Below are 15801 nucleotides of genomic sequence, written 5' to 3'. Positions count from 1 at the left end.
TGCGGACGTATGGAAGCAACAGACCGATGAGGCATGGGCGCCCGACGCCGTGGCGGACGAGTCCGGCCGCGTCCAGCTCCAGCGCAGGCTCGGCCGCGCCGACCTGAGGGCGGTACCGGAGGTAAGAAGAGCGCTGCGCGAGTTCCTCGGACGGTGGGGGAGGCCGGGCCGCTCCGAGGTGGCCGAGCTGCTCACCAGCGAACTGGTCACGAACGCACTGGTGCACACCGACCGCGACGCGGTCATCACCGCCACCGTGGGCCCGCGCGGACTCCGCGTAGAGGTACGGGACTTCGTGGGGCGCCGCCCCAGGATGCGCGTACCGGACGCGGAGGAGGGGACGCACGGCCGGGGCCTGGTGCTCGTGCAGTCCCTCGCCGACGCGTGGGGAGTACGGGCGCACGGCGTGGGGAAAGTCGTGTGGTTCGAGCTGGACGGGGGTCACGCCTGAAGAGCCGGGCGGATACCTGACCGGCGGACGCCCGAGGCGTGACCACCGTCCAACGGGGGCCTGGAGCAGCCGAGTTGAGCTGTCCGACGCCGACCCGTCCCCTGCGCGGACGGACCGGGCGGATCAGCCGAACTGCTGCTCCAGGTCCTTCAGTTTCTGCTCCAGCGTGTCGAGCCGGGGCAGGGTCTGCGTGTCGTCCTCCGCGGTCAGGTCGACCGTCAGGGGCTCAGTGCCGCCGTCCTTGACGGCCTGCAGGGAGGGACGCGCGCGCACCGGCAGCTGTTCCTGTGACGGCGCTATGGCGGGGTCCGCGACTTGCGCGGACCCGGCGGCCGGAGCGACGGCCTGTACCTCGACCTGACGGCCCCCGGTGCGCCCGGGGAAGGGGCGGTGGCCCCGGCTGAGCGCCTTGAGCTGGGCGCGCTCCAGCTTCTCCTGGTCGCGCCTGCGCAGCCGGGTGCGCTCCTTCTCGCGCCGGTCCTCGCGCACCTCCTCGACGGCCTCGTCCAGGGTGCGTACGCCTTCCAGGAGCATCAGTGACCAGGCGTCGTACGTCTCCCGGGGCGCGCGCAGCCACCGCACGATGCGGATCTGCGGCAACGGCCGTGGCACCAGGCCCTGTTCGCGCAGGGCCGCGCGGCGGGTCTGCTTGAGGGCACGGTCGAAGAGCACGGCCGCGGACAGCGACATCCCCGCGAAGAACTGCGGGGCGCCCGCGTGGTCGACGCCGCGCGGTGCGTGCACCCAGTTGAACCAGGCGGCCGCGCCCGCGAACGTCCACACCAGCAACCGCGAGCCGAGGGCCGCGTCGCCGTGGCTGGCCTCGCGCACCGCGAGCACGGAGCAGAACATCGCCGCCCCGTCGAGCCCGAACGGGACGAGGTACTCCCAGCCGCCGGAGAGGTTGAGGTTCTGCTGGCCGAAGCCGACCAGGCCGTGGAAGGAGAGTGCGGCGGCGACCGCCGCACAGCAGAACAGGAGCACATAGGAGGCGGTGCCGTAGATGGCTTCCTTGCGGCGGCGGCGTTCCTCGCTGCGCTCCCACGAGTCGTCGCCCGAGGCCGCCTTCTCCCCGGCACGCTTGCCGCGCGCGAGCACCGCGACCGCCACCAGCATGCCCAGGAGCAGGATGCCGCCGGGAAGGAGCCAGTCCAGCGATATGTCGGTCAGTCTCATCAGGGATCCCTTGCATTGCTTCGCGTGCGTCGCCTCGCGGCGGGGCGTTGGCGTTTTCGGGCGCCATAGTGCCCCCATCCCGTCGCCCCCCAGAGGGGTTTCGGGGCAAGAGACCGCCTAAGGGGTTGCACGGGGCGCCGCGTGCGCCCTTTCGCTCGAACTCGCGCCCTGACCACGGCAGTTGAGTTCGATTACCGCCCCACGAAAGGGGGGTTCGGGATCAGGCGGCCTCGGCAGGGGCGCTCAGCAGCCGCTGGACGCGCTCCGCGTCGCAGGTGCGCGGGCAGGTGACGCAGGTGTCCTCGGGGCGCAGCGTGTAGAACATGCAGCAGCTGGCCCGGTCGCGGGTCGGCAGCGCCTCGCCGTTGGGCCCCGTCAGCTCGCGGAACCCGGCATGGCCCACGTACGGCTTCGTGGCCCCGGGCAGCAGCCGCTCCAGGTCGCCCATGGCCCGCTGCTCCTCGCCGAGCAGGTGCGCGACGTACCAGAGGCCCTCGACGATCTCGTCGGTGGCGACGCTCCACAGGGCGCGCGAGCGGCGCCGCATGCGGGGCCCGAAGCCGTCCAGGACGGGGCCCATGTGGTCGGCCACGGCCGCGCGCAGCTCGGCCATGAGTGCTTCCTCGTCCGGCACGACCCGGGCGCCCGGCCGGGTGGCGGCCGGGTCGCCGGGCAGGCAGGCGAAGCCGTCGGCGCGCACCGAGAGCCGGCCGAGCTCGCGCTGGAAGGAGACGTGCGCGACGTCGAAGCGGGGCACGCGGCGGTGCAGGAACCAGGGCACGGTGAACAGGAGGGTGGCGGGCCAGGCGTACCGGTGGAGGCCGAAGCTCGCGATGACGTCGGGGCGCCCCTGCTGCCCGTAGTCCTTCAGTACCTGTGCCGCGTCCCATGCGAGAAATGTCTCGAGGCCGGCCCCGCCCTCCGCGAGCTGGGCGGCGGTGATCCAGCCGTCGCCCCGGGGGGCCTGCTCCGCGTGGCCGAACTCCTCGATGCGCAGTCCGGGGAACACCTCGGCGAGGCGGGCGTAGGAGTCCGCGAGGGCACTTCGGGTGCGTGCGGCCAAGGTGGGAACGGACATGCGGGGGACCACCGAATCGCGATCGATTGCAGGTAAGCCTTACCTTACCCATCCTGATCGAGGTTTCAACTGCGGTCCTGTCCGCCTATGGTGCCTCTCGTGCCTCTCGTACCCATCTGGTCGAGCGGCTGTTACTCATCAGAGGATCGGCGGACCGGAGGAACCCAGTGGAGCAGGCCAGGGCGCGGGCGGCGGAGGCCGCCGGTGTGCCCCGTCCCCGGGTGCCCGAGCAGCCCGTACGGGGCGAGCACACGCACAGCGAGCCGGCCGCGCCCCCGGCGGTGCCACGGCCGCGCAAGGCGGTGCAGCGCAATTCCGTACGCGGACAAGTGCTCGACGCGCTGCGGGCCGCGCTCGTCGGCGGCGAGCTCACGCCCGGTGAGGTCTACTCGGCGCCGGTCCTCGGCGAGCGCTTCGGCGTCTCCGCGACCCCGGTGCGCGAGGCGATGCAGCAGCTCGCCCTCGAGGGCGCCGTGGAGGTCGTCCCGAACCGTGGCTTCCGCGTGACCGAGCGCAGCGCCCGCGAGCTCGGGGAGCTGGCGGAGGTGCGGGCCCTGATCGAGGTCCCGGTCATGCTGCGGCTGGCGCGGACGGTGCCCGGGGACCGGTGGGCGGAGCTCCTGCCGCTCGCGGAGGCGACGGCGGTGGCGGCGGCGAGCGGGGACCTCGCGCGGTACGCGGAGGCGGACCGGGCCTTCCACGGCGCGGTGCTGGCGCTCTCGGGCAACGAGCAGTTGGTCCAGGTGGCGGCGGATCTGCACCGCCGCTCGCAGTGGCCGCTGGTGAGCGGCCCCGTCTCCGGCCGCCGCGCGGACCTCGTCGCGGACGCGGCCGAGCACATGGCGCTCCTGGAGGCGCTGGGGGAGCGGGACCTGGGTGTCGTCTCGTCGCTGGTGCGGGAGCACTTCGCGGGGGCGGCGGGCTGAGGTCGCGGGGCGGCGGGCCGGGCGCCGAGCGCGGCGCGGTTAGGCCGTGACGGTGGAACAGTCGGCGTGGATCACGTAACACAGAGTGACACCGTGGTCGACTTCGGTCGCACGCTGAGCGACGACGCTCTCGACGGGTTCGAGGGTGCGCGCTGTGCGACCGAAAGGAACTCCCCATGTTCAGAACGGTGTTCATCGGTGGCGCGACGGCAGCAGTCCTGGCCGCCCTCACTCCGGCCGCGGGGGGCGCGCAGGCCCCGGCGGCGCCCGCCCCGCCGCCCGGCAAGGTCACCATCGACCTCGTCTCCGTCAACGGCTCGGGGTGCCGGCCCGGCACCGCCAAGGTGGCCGTCTCGCCGGACAACACGGCCTTCACCGTCACCTACAGCGAGTACCTCGCCCAGGTCGGCAAGGGCGCCAAGCCCACCGACTTCCGCAAGAACTGCCAGCTCGGCCTGAACGTGCACGTCCCGCAGGGCTTCACCTACGGCGTCGCCAAGGCCGACTACCGCGGCTTCGCGAACCTGGAGGAGGGCGCGGTCGGCTCCCAGCAGGCCAGCTACTACTTCCAGGGCATGTCCGCCACGACCACCCAGCGGAGCAAGGACTTCATCGGCCCCATGCAGGGCGACTGGCAGGTCACGCACACCGTGCCGTACCAGGCCATCGTCCACAAGAAGTGCGGTGAGCAGCGGAACATCAACATCAACACTCAACTGCTCGTGAACGGCGGCTGGTCCGACACGGACACGACCAACAGCTTCATGGCGATGGACTCGACCGACGGCAGCCTGAACACCAAGTACCACTTCGCCTGGAAGAAGTGCAAGGTGCGCTGACAGGCCGCCTACGCCGCCGGTTTGAGGTGCTGGGCGAGCCAGGACGGGACGCCGCCCAGGAGGCGGAAGAGGCGGGTCGCCTCCGCGCGCAGGCGTGACGCCTCCGGCTCGGGCTCCGCGTCCGCGAGCGCCGCGAGCGCGGGCGCGGTGCCCACCAGGTAGCCCAGCTCCTCACGCAGCCGCAGCGACTCCGCGAAGCCGTGCCGGGCCTCCGCCAACTCGCCCTCGCGCAGGGCGAGTCCGGCGAGGTGGCGCCAGGTGAAGGAGAGCAGGAGGGAGTCCGCGTGCACCGTCGCGCCCGCGTGGGCGCGACGGTAGGCGGCCTTCGCCGCCTGCGGCGAGTCCGCGATGTGCTCGGCGATCAGGCCGCGGCGGAAGTCGAGGAGGGGGCGCCCCGCCGCGTTCGGGGCGAGCAGCGCCGCCGCGCGGCCGAGCGCCGTGCGCGCCTCGTCGGCCCGGTCCCGCACCCCCAAGACCGTTGAGGCGTACGCGAGTTGGCCGCGCTCACAGGCCGCCACACCGCGGTCGTCGTCGCCCGTGGCGAGCGCCTCCGCGCCGCGCAGGCTCTCCTCGGCCTCGGCCCAGCCCTCGCCGGTGAACAGGCAGCGCTCGACGAGCAGTGCCGTCCGCTGCAGTGCGGGAGCCACGCCCTCGCGGGTGGCCAGCAGCGCCGCCGCGTCGGCCCAGCAGGCGCGCGAGCGCAGCCGCCATACCGCGGTCTGGAGTGGATCGTTCTCTTCGTTCGTTCCGGTACCAGACATGGCGGTATGCGCCACGTTGCCCTCCCCGAGCACACCATTGAGCTGTTGAGTCGTGGGCGAATCTCAGCATGGATCGGCCGGTGCGGCCAAGGGGGTGGGTGAAAGTTTTCACAAAGGGGGGGCCAGGAAATGGCCACCTTCGCCCCGCCGTCGAGCGGGGTGGAGGCGGTCATTTCCCGTGCGGGGCTCAGCTCATGCGCAGGGCCAGGAAGAAGTCGAGCTTGTCCTCCAGACGGGAGAGGTCGCGGCCCGTCAACTGCTCGATGCGGCCCACCCGGTAGCGCAGCGTGTTGACGTGCAGGTGGAGCCGGGTCGCACAGCGGGTCCAGGAGCCGTCGCAGTCCAGGAACGCCTCCAGGGTGGGGATGAGCTCGGCGCGGTGGCGGCGGTCGTAGTCGCGCAGCGGGTCCAGGAGGCGGGCCGTGAACGCGCGGCGCACGTCGTCGGGGACGAAGGGCAGCAGCAGGACGTGGGACGCCAGCTCCTGGTGGCCCGCGGCGCAGACCTGTCCCGGGCGGGCGGCCGCGACCCGGCGGGCGTGCCGGGCCTCCTCCAGCGCGCCGCGCAGCCCCTCCGCCGAGTGCACGGAGGCGCTGACGCCGAGGGTGAGGCGGCCGTCGTCGGCGAGGCCCGCGGAGAGCGGTTCGCGGACGGAGGCGAGCAGGGAGTCGGCGAGCAGGCCCGGCTCGGTGTTCTCGTTGTCGGTGGCGACGGCGGGGAGCGGGACCAGGGCGATGGCCTCGTCGCCGGTGTGGGCGACGGCGATCCGGTCGGAGGTGTCGGGGCCCGCCGGGACGGGGCCGCCCTTGGCCGCGTCGGCGCGGGAGCCCGGGGAGGGGTCGACGAGGATCTCCTCCAGGAGGGACTGGGCGACCGGGCCGCCCTCGATCTCTCCGCCGTCCCACTCGACCCGGGCCACCACGACCTGCCAGTGCGGGGCCGCGCCGAGACCGGGCAGCAGGACCGGGGCGGCCACGCGGAGGCGGGCGGCGATCTCGGCGGGGGCGGCGCCCGTCTGGACGAGTTCGAGGACCTCCTGGGCGAGGCGGCGGCGCACCGTGCGGGCGGCGTCGCGGCGGTCCCGCTCGACGGAGATCAGCTGGGTGACGCCCTGGAGCAGGTCCAGGCGCTCCTCGGGCCAGTCGCCCGCGTCGGCCTCGACGGCGAGCAGCCAGTCGGACAGGACGGTCTCGCGCACGTCGCGCGCCGCGGAACCCGCGCCGCGGCCGCTGCTGCGAATGGGGAAGAGGGAGTACGTGGTGCCCTCGATCGTGACGCGGTGCGGGCCGCGGCGGCCGGTGCGGACGGCGGCCAGGTGCTCGGCGGCGAGCTTGGTGCAGACGTCGGCGGGCAGCGCGGGGCCCGAGGCGCTGGACCCGGCGATGGCGCGGCCCGCGGGGGAGAGCACCCAGGCCCGCAGGTCCAGGTCGGAGCCGAGCAGGTCGAGCACCACGTCGGGGCCGCCGCCCGCCGGGCCCGAGGTCATCAGGCGGCGGTGGCGGTCCACCACGGCGGCCAGGTCGCCCGCGCGCTCGCCGGAGACCTGGCGCACGACGTGCTCGGTGATCGTGGCGAAGGCCACCGACTCGTGGACGGCGAACAGCGGCAGGCGGTGGCGGGCGCAGGCTTCGACGATGTCGTCCGGGATGGGGCCGAGCTCGGCCTCACCCGCGGCGAGGGCCGCGACGCCGGCGTTCGCGAGGATCCGTACGAAGGGCTCGGTGTCCGCCGCGTCGCGCCGCCAGGCAAGGCCGGTGAGGACCAGTTCGCCGCCGGTGAGGTAGCGGCTGGGGTCCCGCAGGTCCGTGGTCATCACACCGCGCACGGTGCGATCCAGCTCGTCCTCGCCGCCGAGCAGCCTGAGGCCCAGCGCGTCGGTGTCCAGGAGTGCGCGCAGCCGCATGGGTGGTCGCCGCCGATCTTGTCTCGAATTGATCTGTGGTCAGGCGTGTACCGGGAGTTACGACTGTCTCCGGGTCTGCCGTTTCTTGGGGCGCCTTTGGTTTCCAAAGGGAAACCGAGAGGTCTCTGAGGCCCGTTCTTCATACGAATCTACAAGACGCGCCCCATGGCCAGCCAACTCCTTCATGTTTTCCGTGACTGACCCCACCGGTCGGCAGAGCGGTGTACTGAGCCCACTCCGCGTTAACAGCACGTGAACGAGTCGGCCAGGGCACAACGGCCCACCTGGCTCGAAACGAACGACCTCCGCTACAGCGAACGACCCCCGATACGAATGAAGAGAGCCACTCATGGATTCCGCCCCCGGCAGCTGATCCCGCCCGGCGGGACCCCTCAGTCCCTCCGGGCGGTGCGTGCCCTTCCAGGAACGTCACACTTCCCTCGGCCCGCACCGTCCGGAGCACTCAACCACCGCTCCGCTCGCGGACGTTGAGCGCAGGCACTCTCAGCTGAACGCAAGTCCTCTTAAGCGCAGCACCTTCACGTTCGTCTCGGGCCGTCCCCCGGGTCGTGCAGCCAGCACCATCCCAAATCCCGCAACGCAGCGGGTGCCCCTGTGAACCTTGGGAGTAGGCACCATGACCCAGTCCCCACCCGAGCTGAAGACCACCGCCGAGGACGCGGGCCACGGCTCACGCGTTCCCGCCGGCAGATCTTGGCTCGACCGGTACTTTCACATAACCCAGCGCGGATCCACCGTCGGCCGGGAGGTGCGCGGCGGCATCACCACCTTCATGGCGATGGCGTACATCATCCTCCTGAACCCGGTGATCCTCTCCGTGCCCGACTCCACGGGGCACCGGCTCGACGGTGACCAGCTCACCACCGCCACGGCCTTCGCCGCGGCCGCCACCACCATCGTCATGGGCTTCATCGGCAACGTGCCGCTGGCCCTCGCCGCCGGCCTCAGCGTCTCCGCCGTCATGGCCTTCCAGGTAGCCCCCGAGATGACGTGGGGCAACGCGATGGCCATGTGCATCATCTACGGCCTCATCATCGTCCTGCTGGTCGTCACCGGCCTGCGGTCACTGATCATGGACGCCATCCCGCTCGCCCTGAAGCACGCGATCACCATGGGCATCGGCATGTTCGTCTGTCTGATCGGCCTGGTGCAGGCGGGCTTCGTCACCGGCATGCCGAGCAAGCACGGCGACGTGGGCTCCAAGCCCATCCAGCTGGGCATCGACGACAAGCTCATCGGCTGGCCGGTCCTCTGCTTCGCGGTCACCGTGCTGCTGATCTTCGCGCTCCAGGTCCGCAAGGTCCCCGGCGCCATCCTCATCGGCATCGTCGGCGGCACCGTCTTCGCCGCGATCGTCAACAAGGTCGCCGGCATGAAGGCCGCCGACTGGGGCCTGAACGCCCCCGAGATCAAGGGCTCCATCGTCTCCTCGCCGGACTTCGGCCTCCTCGGTGAGGTGTCCTTCAAGGGCATCGGCGACATCGGCGGCATCACCGTCGGCGTCATCGTCTTCACCCTGGTCCTCGCCGGCTTCTTCGACGCCATGGGCACCATCATCGGCATCGGCCAGCAGGCCAACCTCGCCGACAAGGACGGCAAGATGCCGGGCCTCAACAAGGCCCTCGCCATCGACGGTGCGGGCGGTGTGGTCGGCGGTCTCGCCGGCGCCTCCGGCCAGACCGTGTTCGTCGAGTCCACCGCGGGTGTCGGCGACGGCGCGCGCACCGGCTTCGCCAGCGTGATCACCGGTCTCGCCTTCTCGCTCTGCCTCTTCTTCAGCCCCCTCGCTCAGGTCATCCCGACGCAGGTGGCGTCCGCGGCGCTCGTCGTCATCGGCGCGATGATGCTGACCAACGCTCGGCACATCGACTGGAACGACCAGGCCACCTCCATCCCGGTGTTCCTGACCATGGTCCTGATGCCGTTCACGTACTCCATCACCGTCGGCATCGCCGCCGGTGTCATCGCCCACGTCCTCATCAAGGCCGTCCAGGGCAAGGTCCGTGAGATCGGCTGGCTGATGTGGGTGCTCGCCCTCGTCTTCCTGGCGTTCTTCGCCCTCCACCCGATCGAGGGGTGGCTGGGGGTCAAGTAACGCCCCGCACCAGTCCGTGCGAAAGCCGCCGCCTCCTCCGGTGCGGCGGCTTTCGCACGGACCGCCTCCGGGCCCGCCGAGTCCGCCGGCCGCTCACCAGTCGTACGGCCTGACGGTTCGTACGGGGGCGGGCTCGGCGGGTATCCGGAACTGGAGCCGACGGGTCGCGCTGCGGGCGGCCCGTCGGTCTTTGGGGAGTCACATGCGGGGGGAGTCACCTTCGTACGGGGAGGTGAGCAGGTTGTCGACCGCGCGCCCGAAGAGGGTGCGGGCGACGGCCGCCAGGGGGCGGTCACAGCGGCGGGGCAGGCCCCGGATCCGCAGTTCCTCCCGCCAGACGACGGTCGCGCCCGCCGACCCCGCCGGGTGCACCTCGATCTCCGCCCAGCCGGTGATGAAGGACCCCCTCTTCTCCAGTCGGCACCACTGCGGCGGGCGCCAGCCCACGACCTCCATCGTGTCGTCGAAGCCGAGCGGGCCGAGGGCGCTGCGGGCGACGAAGACGGTGCCTTTGCGAGTGCCGGTGCCTGTACCTGGCGGTGGGGGTGTGCGGACGGTGACCCGGGTCAGCGGGACGGCGTCTGCGTGCCGCTCCCATGTCGTGAGCCTGAGCCAGGTCTCTTCGGGGGAGTGGGGGGATTCGCGGACGATGCGGAAGAGTGCCACGTGTGGATGGTGACAGGTCTTACCGGCCGCTCCGCGGCCTTGCTTTCCCTGTCTTCTCCCGCGTCGCTTCGCCACCCCCGGCGCCCTGCCGCTCCGCGGCAATCGGCGGCACTATGCCTCTGTGGACTCTCAGCAGCAGGATCAGCAGGGTCAGCAGGGTCAGCTCGACGCGCTCTGCCGCGACCCGTATCCCCTCTACACCCGCGCCCGCGCCACCGACGGCCTCACCTACGTCCCCGAACTCCGCGCCTGGCTCGTCGCCCGCGACGCCGACGTGCGTGAAGTCCTGCGCCGCCCCGAGGACTTCTCCTCGGCCAACGCGCTGAGCCCGCCGATCCTGCCCGCCCCCGCCGCACTCGCCGAGCTGCGCCCCGAGTTCGGCGGCCACCGCTTCGTGGTCAGCTCCGACGGCGCCGAGCACGAACGCTTCCGCGCTCCCCTGACCAGGGCCCTGTCCGCGACCCGGGTCGCCGCCCTCGTCCCGTACGCGGCCGAGCGCGCCACCGCCCTGATCGACGACTTCGCGTCGGAAGGGCGGGCCGAGCTGATGGCGGCGTACGCGATGCGGCTGCCCGGCGAGGTCATCGGGCGGGTCGTCGGCCTCGATCCGGTGGACGTGGAGCCCGTGCTTCACGGCGGACACCGCGTCGTGGAGCTGCTGTTCCGGCCGCTCGGCGAGGCGGAACAGGTCGCGGCCGCCAAGGACGTCGCCGCGATGCACGCCGTTCTCGACACCTACGTACGCGCCCGGCATGCCGACCCGCGCGACGACCTCTGCTCCGTGCTCGTCGCCGACATGGTGCCGGGCGGGGGTGGCAGCGGTGGTGAGCTGACCGTGTCGCAGTCCGGCGAGGTGGTCGCGCACCTGCAGAACTTCCTCCTGGCCGGGCATCTGACAACGACAGCCCTGATCGGCACGATGCTGCTGCATCTGCTGCGCCACCCGGCCCAGTGGGAGCTGCTGTGCGCGGAGCCCGAGCGGATCCCGGCCGCCGTCGAGGAGGCCGCCCGCTATGACACCGCGCTGCAGGCGTTCCATCGGGTCACCACGCGTCCGGTCACCCTGGCGGGCAGTGAACTGCCCGCGGGCGCCGACGTGTTGGTGGCGTTCGGCGCCGCGGGCCGCGACGGAGCGTGCCACGAGCGCCCCGACGCCTTCGACATCGAGCGGCCGCCGGAGGGCCGGAGGCACCTCGCCTTCGGGCTCGGCGTGCACGGCTGCGTGGGGGCGAGGCTCGCCCGCGAGCAGCTCCGGCTGACGCTGGAGCTGTTCACGCGCCGCTTCCCGGGGCTGCGGCTCGACGAGGAGCGGCTGCCGGTGACGATGCGGCCGAGCCTGATCCACCGCTCACCGGAGGCACTGCACGTGAGGTGGTAGACGCCCCGCGGTGCATGGCTGGTGGCTAGTGGTGCATGGCCGGCGGTTCATGGCCGGCGGTTCATGCCTGGCGGCCAGAGGCCAGAGGCCAGCGGTCGGCTGTCAGCGGTAGACCTTGCCCGGCTCCGCCTTGCCCGGGGCGAGGAGCTGGGGCACGGTCACGAAGACGTAGCCGCGCGCCTTGAGCTCGTCGATGACGCCCGGCACCGCGGGCACGGTGCCCTTGTAGATGTCGTGCAGCAGGATGATGCCGTCCCGCTTGGTCTGGTCGACGACGCGCTTCTGGATCAGCTTGCTGTCGTTGGTCGTGTAGTCCTTGGCCGTGACGGTCCACAGGACCTCGGCGAGGCCGAGCTCCTTGGAGAGCTTGTTCACGTCGTCGTTGGTCCGGCCCTGCGGCGGGCGCATCAGGGTCGGCTTCTTGCCGATGAGCTTCTCGATCGCCTCGTTGGGGCGCTCCAGCTCCTTGCGCGCCTCCTCCGGCTTGATCTTCGTGAGGATCTTGTGGGACCAGGTGTGGCTGGCGACCTCGTGGCCCTCGCGGTCCATCTGCTTCACGAGCTCGGGGTACTTGGCGACGTGGTTCTTGCCCAGCGTGAAGAAGGTCGCGGGCACCTTCTTCTCCTTGAGGATCTTCAGCAGTCGCGGCGTGTTCTCGCTCGGCCCCGCGTCGAACGTGAGGGCGACGCACTTCGCCTTGCGGCAGTCGACGGTCCCGAACTTCCCCTGGTCCTTCGGCTTGGCGTCGGCGGCGTCCTTGCGGACCGTGCTCGGCGAGGTGGTGTCGAGCTTGGTGCAGCCGGTCAGGGCGAGGGAGGCGGCGGCGGCCGTCGCGAGGGCGAGTGCGGCGGGACGCAACCGGGTCGTGCGGGACTTCGTCTTGCTGATCGTTGCAGGCATGAGAGCACTGTACACACCGTGTATACGTCCCGTGCATAGAGGTCTGATTTCGATAAAGGGAAGCTGTGAGGTCGGCGTGGAGGGAGCGCCTCACTCGTCCGCGATCCAGCTCCCGTGCAGCCCCATCGGCACCCGCGCCGGCAGGTGCACGCGGGCGAGGGGCTCCCCGGTGAAGTCCCGCGCGGAGAGGATCACGAGGTCGGTGGCCCCGCGCTCGGGATCGGCGACGTACGCCATCGCGTACCCGTCGTCCTCGGCCCCCGTTCCGCCCCCGGCCCCGACGCCCGCCCCGACGGCCGGGACGAAGACGGCCTCTCCGGCCGTGGCGTGCCGCGGCAGCCGGTGCACCTCCGAGCGCCCGTTCTCCAGGTCGTGCTTGATGAGCGCGTTCTCGTACGTGCGTGTGCCGGGCAGCCCGTCGACCGAGTCGTAGCCCTCGTAGAGGGGGGCCGTGGACGCCATGTACCCGAACCGGTGCCGCCGCGACACCAGCGACTCGTTGATGCGCGGGAACTCCTGCGGCCGGTCGTCGATGCGACGGGTGTGCACCCGGCCCGCCGCCAGGTCCACCGTCCAGCGGTCGAGGGACGGGGTGCCGCTGGCGGAAGGGCCGCCGGAACCGCGTCCGTTGACGAGGAACGGAGCGGGAAAGGTGGTGAGATCGATGACGATGGACTCTCCGCCCCTGCCATCGCTGTGGTCGTAGGCATTGAGGGTGTGCGAGTAGTAGACGTTCTCCGTCTCGAACCACCGCACCGGTCCGCCCGTCCGCGCCATGACGCCGACCCGCGCCGGGTGCTTCTCGTTCCACGCGTACGGCACGGGCTCGCCCGCGCGGGCCGCCGCCCGGTCGAAGGTGACGGGGATGTCGAGGATCACGACGTACTTCTCGGTCAGCGCGAAGTCGTGCAGCATCGGGCTGTCGGAGACCGGGATGCGGGTGGTCCGGGTGACCTTTCCCGCCTCGGTGAGGACGAGGTGGCGGACGTGGTCCCAGGCCGGGTGGTAGGTCACCGCGTGCAACTCGTCGGCGGCGGCGTCGTATTTGGTGTGCGACATGAACGACCCGTCGAGGCTGCCGCCGAAGTCGCAGGGGCCAATGGTGTTCAGCTCGCCGTCGATCTCGTACGGCTTGGGTCCCGCCTCCTGGAGGGTGAGGATCCGCCCCTTGTACCCGATGACATGGGTGTTGGGCGCGAAGTCGTTCTCCGGCCGCACCCACGGATAGGGCTCGCCCAACTTCGCGGCCACGGACGCCGACCGCACCCACCGGTTCCGGTACCACTCGGCCTTCCCGTCCCGCAGCCGCACCCCGTGCACCATGCCCTCACCGAGCATCCAGTGGTGCGCCCTCGGGTCCTCGACGCCGAGCGCGTTGGGGCCGACACGGAGGTAACGCCCGTTGAGCTCGGCCGGGATGCGCCCGGTCACGGGGAGGTCGAACGCGGTGAGCTCTTCCCGCAGGGGGGTGTAGGCACCTTCGAGGAAGGGGTGTCCGGGCTCTTGGGCGGGGCGCGTGGGGTGATTCGGGCGGGGTGTCTGCTTCGTCATGCCCTCAACTCTGCTGGCGCGCGGCGATCTTGTCGTTGGGGCTGGGGCCCCTGTCGGGGGTGGTGCCAGGCCCCATGAGCAGTAGGGGAACTCCTGGATCACGTACAGGAGTTGAGGATCACGTACGAAAGGTGATGTGGAAGGCTGTCGCCAGCCGATCGCGGGTCGCCGGGAGTGTCCGGGCCGTGGCGGCCGCCGAGAGGAGCGCAGTGTGAGACAGGACGGCTTCCGCGCCGAGCAGATAGACACCAGCAGGCCCCACCCCGCACGGATCTACGACTACCTGCTGGGCGGCAAGGACAACTACGAGGTGGACCGCGCCGCCGGTGACGAACTGGCCGCCGCGGCCCCCGAGGTGCGCATCGGCGTGCAGGCCAACCGCGACTTCCTGCGCCGCGCCGTCCGCCACGTCGTCGGCGCGGGCGTCCGCCAGCTCCTGGACGTCGGCACGGGCCTGCCCACGTCGCCGAACGTGCACGAGACGGCTCAAGAGCTCGCCCCGGGCGTGCGCGTCGCGTACGTGGACAACGACCCGATCGTGAACACGCACGCCAACGCGCTGCTCGGCGGCGTCGGCGCGAGCACCACCACCGTGCTCGCCGACCTCCGCGACCCGCGGGCCATCCTCGGCCACCCCGATGTCCGCGCTCTCATCGACTTCGACGAGCCGGTGGCGCTGCTCCTCGTCGCGATCGTGCACTTCCTCACCGAAGCGGACCGGCCCGAGGAGATCGTCGCCACCCTGCGCGACGCCCTCCCGTCCGGCAGCTATCTGGTCCTCTCGCACGCCACGGGCGACTTCGCCGACCGCCGCGACGCCCAGGCGGTCTACAAGGGCGCCACGGCGTCCCTGAACCTGCGCTCCCGTACGGAGGTCATGCGGTTCTTCGACGGCTTCGAACTGGTCGAACCGGGCCTGACCCAGGTCCCGTTCTGGCGCCCGGACGAGACGCCGCCGGCGCGGTCGGCGGAGGTCGGCATCTATGGGGGAGTGGCCCGCAAGACCGACTGACGAGGGCCCTTATAGGGGCTTGGGCTCGCTCCTGGGCTTGGGGTTACTTCCGGGTGTCGAGGGCCGCGAGCACCTCGGCGCAGATGGTGAGGGCGGTCTCCGCCGGGGTGCGGGCGCCGATGTCGAGGCCGATCGGCCCGTGGATGGGGCTCAACTGCTCTTCGGTGAGGCCCGACTTGAGGAGGTCGCCGCCGCGCCGGGCCTGGGTGCGGCGGGAGCCGAGCGCGCCGACGTAGGGGGCGCCCTGGGTGAGGGCGGTGCGCAGGGCCGGGACGTCGAGGTCCTGCTCATGGCTGAGCACGATCAGACAGGCGCTGCGGGGCCTTTCGGTGAGCATCCGCTGGGTGTCCTCGTCGCGGAGGACGACGTCGGCCTGCCAGCCGAGGATCCCGGCCTGGACGCGCAGCAGCTCGGCGAGTTCGCCGCCGCCGACGATGACGAGGTGGGGGACGGCGGGGCAGCTCTCGACCAGGACGAGCCCCTCGCCCGGGGCGGGGCCCTCGCCCTGGGCAGGGCCGGTCTCGCGCCCGGCCCGGTGCCGGGCGAGCAACTGCCGTGCCTGCTCGACTGCTTGGACGGACGGGCCGCCATCATCCTCCGAGCCGCCCTCCGGCCCGTCCGGGGCCAGCGTGACGACGGAGCTGGCCGCCTCGCTCCGCCCCGCGTCGAGGCGGGTGACGAGAGCGGCCGATGAGCCCTCGGCCAGCAGGTCCCACCAGCGGGCGGGCACGGTGTCGAGCGACTGGAGCAGCACCTGCGCCTGCCCGCCGCAGGTCATCCCGGCGCCCTCGGCCGCCTCGCCGTGCAGGGACACGTCGCACACGCGAGCCGTGTGCCCGGGAGCGAGGGCGGCGGCCTCACCGGCCAGCTGCGCATCGAAGGCGCCCAGATACAGGGTGCCGACACACGTCCCGTCGGCACCGATGAGGAGGGCGTCCGCCGGGTGCCGGGGCCCGAACCCCTGCTCGCTGACCGGCCGGGCCAGCACGGCCGACCGGCCCTCGCTGATCCACTTCCGTGCGGTCTCCGCCAGCTCACGCATGT

14 protein-coding genes are annotated in these 15801 nt (G+C 71.9%); 6 read left to right on the top strand and 8 right to left on the bottom strand.

The genetic code is table 11. The annotated features are described in order from the left end of the window. Positions 1–49 precede the first annotated feature (49 nt). Positions 50–451 carry an ATP-binding protein gene (locus tag ACQB60_RS24735; RefSeq protein WP_496928305.1) on the top strand — a complete coding sequence of 134 codons (402 nt, stop codon included), beginning with the start codon at positions 50–52 and terminating at the stop codon, positions 449–451. A 123-nt stretch (positions 452–574) separates the two neighbouring features. On the opposite strand, the gene ACQB60_RS24730 is transcribed toward ACQB60_RS24735, so the two are convergent. Together ACQB60_RS24730 and ACQB60_RS24725 are read right to left on the bottom strand one after the other, a co-directional pair. Beyond that, positions 575–1627, bottom strand: a complete 1053-nt coding sequence (locus tag ACQB60_RS24730) for a DUF2637 domain-containing protein (RefSeq protein WP_496928304.1) — start codon at positions 1625–1627, stop codon at positions 575–577. A 220-nt stretch (positions 1628–1847) separates the two neighbouring features. Next, positions 1848–2705, bottom strand: a complete 858-nt coding sequence (locus ACQB60_RS24725) for a (2Fe-2S)-binding protein (RefSeq protein ID WP_496928303.1) — start codon at positions 2703–2705, stop codon at positions 1848–1850. 167 nt (positions 2706–2872) lie between these two features. Between ACQB60_RS24725 and ACQB60_RS24720 the strand changes: the two genes are divergently transcribed. Then, the gene (locus ACQB60_RS24720; RefSeq protein ID WP_496928302.1) at positions 2873–3631 is read left to right on the top strand and encodes a GntR family transcriptional regulator; all 759 of its coding nucleotides are present in this window, start codon (positions 2873–2875) and stop codon (positions 3629–3631) included. A gap of 176 nt (positions 3632–3807) precedes the next feature. Beyond that, positions 3808–4470 carry a DUF4360 domain-containing protein gene (locus ACQB60_RS24715; protein ID WP_496928301.1) on the top strand — a complete coding sequence of 221 codons (663 nt, stop codon included), beginning with the start codon at positions 3808–3810 and terminating at the stop codon, positions 4468–4470. Between the two features lie 8 nt (positions 4471–4478). Here ACQB60_RS24715 and ACQB60_RS24710 read toward each other — a convergent pair whose 3' ends face one another. Both ACQB60_RS24710 and ACQB60_RS24705 read right to left on the bottom strand, forming a co-directional pair. Next, positions 4479–5231 (bottom strand): hypothetical protein, encoded by a 753-nt coding sequence (locus ACQB60_RS24710; protein ID WP_496928300.1) that lies wholly within the window; start codon positions 5229–5231, stop codon positions 4479–4481. Positions 5232–5418: 187 nt separating this feature from the next. Then, complete coding sequence (locus ACQB60_RS24705) at positions 5419–7134, bottom strand: PucR family transcriptional regulator (RefSeq protein WP_496928299.1); 1716 nt, start codon at positions 7132–7134, stop codon at positions 5419–5421. A gap of 637 nt (positions 7135–7771) precedes the next feature. On the opposite strand from ACQB60_RS24705, the gene ACQB60_RS24700 reads away from it, so the two are divergent. Beyond that, entirely contained in the window at positions 7772–9250 is a 1479-nt protein-coding gene (locus tag ACQB60_RS24700; protein WP_496928298.1) for an NCS2 family permease, read from the top strand. A 198-nt stretch (positions 9251–9448) separates the two neighbouring features. On the opposite strand, the gene ACQB60_RS24695 is transcribed toward ACQB60_RS24700, so the two are convergent. Next, the gene (locus ACQB60_RS24695; protein ID WP_496928297.1) at positions 9449–9916 is read right to left on the bottom strand and encodes an SRPBCC family protein; all 468 of its coding nucleotides are present in this window, start codon (positions 9914–9916) and stop codon (positions 9449–9451) included. 121 nt (positions 9917–10037) lie between these two features. Here ACQB60_RS24695 and ACQB60_RS24690 point away from each other — a divergent pair, with 121 nt between their 5' ends. Next, positions 10038–11294 (top strand): cytochrome P450, encoded by a 1257-nt coding sequence (locus ACQB60_RS24690; protein WP_496928296.1) that lies wholly within the window; start codon positions 10038–10040, stop codon positions 11292–11294. A gap of 102 nt (positions 11295–11396) precedes the next feature. Here the strand turns inward: ACQB60_RS24690 and ACQB60_RS24685 are convergent, their stop codons facing one another. Then, entirely contained in the window at positions 11397–12194 is a 798-nt protein-coding gene (locus ACQB60_RS24685; RefSeq protein WP_496928295.1) for a polysaccharide deacetylase family protein, read from the bottom strand. Positions 12195–12284: 90 nt separating this feature from the next. Next, positions 12285–13745, bottom strand: a complete 1461-nt coding sequence (locus tag ACQB60_RS24680) for a carotenoid oxygenase family protein (protein ID WP_496928294.1) — start codon at positions 13743–13745, stop codon at positions 12285–12287. 211 nt (positions 13746–13956) lie between these two features. Between ACQB60_RS24680 and ACQB60_RS24675 the strand changes: the two genes are divergently transcribed. Beyond that, positions 13957–14757 carry an SAM-dependent methyltransferase gene (locus tag ACQB60_RS24675; RefSeq protein WP_496928293.1) on the top strand — a complete coding sequence of 267 codons (801 nt, stop codon included), beginning with the start codon at positions 13957–13959 and terminating at the stop codon, positions 14755–14757. Between the two features lie 43 nt (positions 14758–14800). Here the strand turns inward: ACQB60_RS24675 and ACQB60_RS24670 are convergent, their stop codons facing one another. After that, on the bottom strand, positions 14801–15799 hold the full coding sequence (locus tag ACQB60_RS24670) for an XdhC family protein (RefSeq protein ID WP_496928292.1): 999 nt from the start codon (positions 15797–15799) through the stop codon (positions 14801–14803). Positions 15800–15801: the final 2 nt, after the last annotated feature.

It is taken from the genome of Streptomyces odontotermitis (genome assembly GCF_050510915.1).
GTDB lineage: Bacteria > Actinomycetota > Actinomycetes > Streptomycetales > Streptomycetaceae > Streptomyces.
Note: the sequence above shows the minus strand (reverse complement) of the source record. Positions and strands in the feature narration are given on the sequence as shown.

Coding starts and splice junctions, on each gene's coding strand:
- ACQB60_RS24705 (WP_496928299.1), bottom strand. CDS start 7,134: ATGCGGCTGCGCGCACTCCTGGACACCGACGCGCTGGGCCTCAGGCTG.
- ACQB60_RS24680 (WP_496928294.1), bottom strand. CDS start 13,745: ATGACGAAGCAGACACCCCGCCCGAATCACCCCACGCGCCCCGCCCAA.
- ACQB60_RS24730 (WP_496928304.1), bottom strand. CDS start 1,627: ATGAGACTGACCGACATATCGCTGGACTGGCTCCTTCCCGGCGGCATC.
- ACQB60_RS24725 (WP_496928303.1), bottom strand. CDS start 2,705: ATGTCCGTTCCCACCTTGGCCGCACGCACCCGAAGTGCCCTCGCGGAC.
- ACQB60_RS24715 (WP_496928301.1), top strand. CDS start 3,808: ATGTTCAGAACGGTGTTCATCGGTGGCGCGACGGCAGCAGTCCTGGCC.
- ACQB60_RS24700 (WP_496928298.1), top strand. CDS start 7,772: ATGACCCAGTCCCCACCCGAGCTGAAGACCACCGCCGAGGACGCGGGC.
- ACQB60_RS24670 (WP_496928292.1), bottom strand. CDS start 15,799: ATGCGTGAGCTGGCGGAGACCGCACGGAAGTGGATCAGCGAGGGCCGG.
- ACQB60_RS24710 (WP_496928300.1), bottom strand. CDS start 5,231: ATGTCTGGTACCGGAACGAACGAAGAGAACGATCCACTCCAGACCGCG.
- ACQB60_RS24685 (WP_496928295.1), bottom strand. CDS start 12,194: ATGCCTGCAACGATCAGCAAGACGAAGTCCCGCACGACCCGGTTGCGT.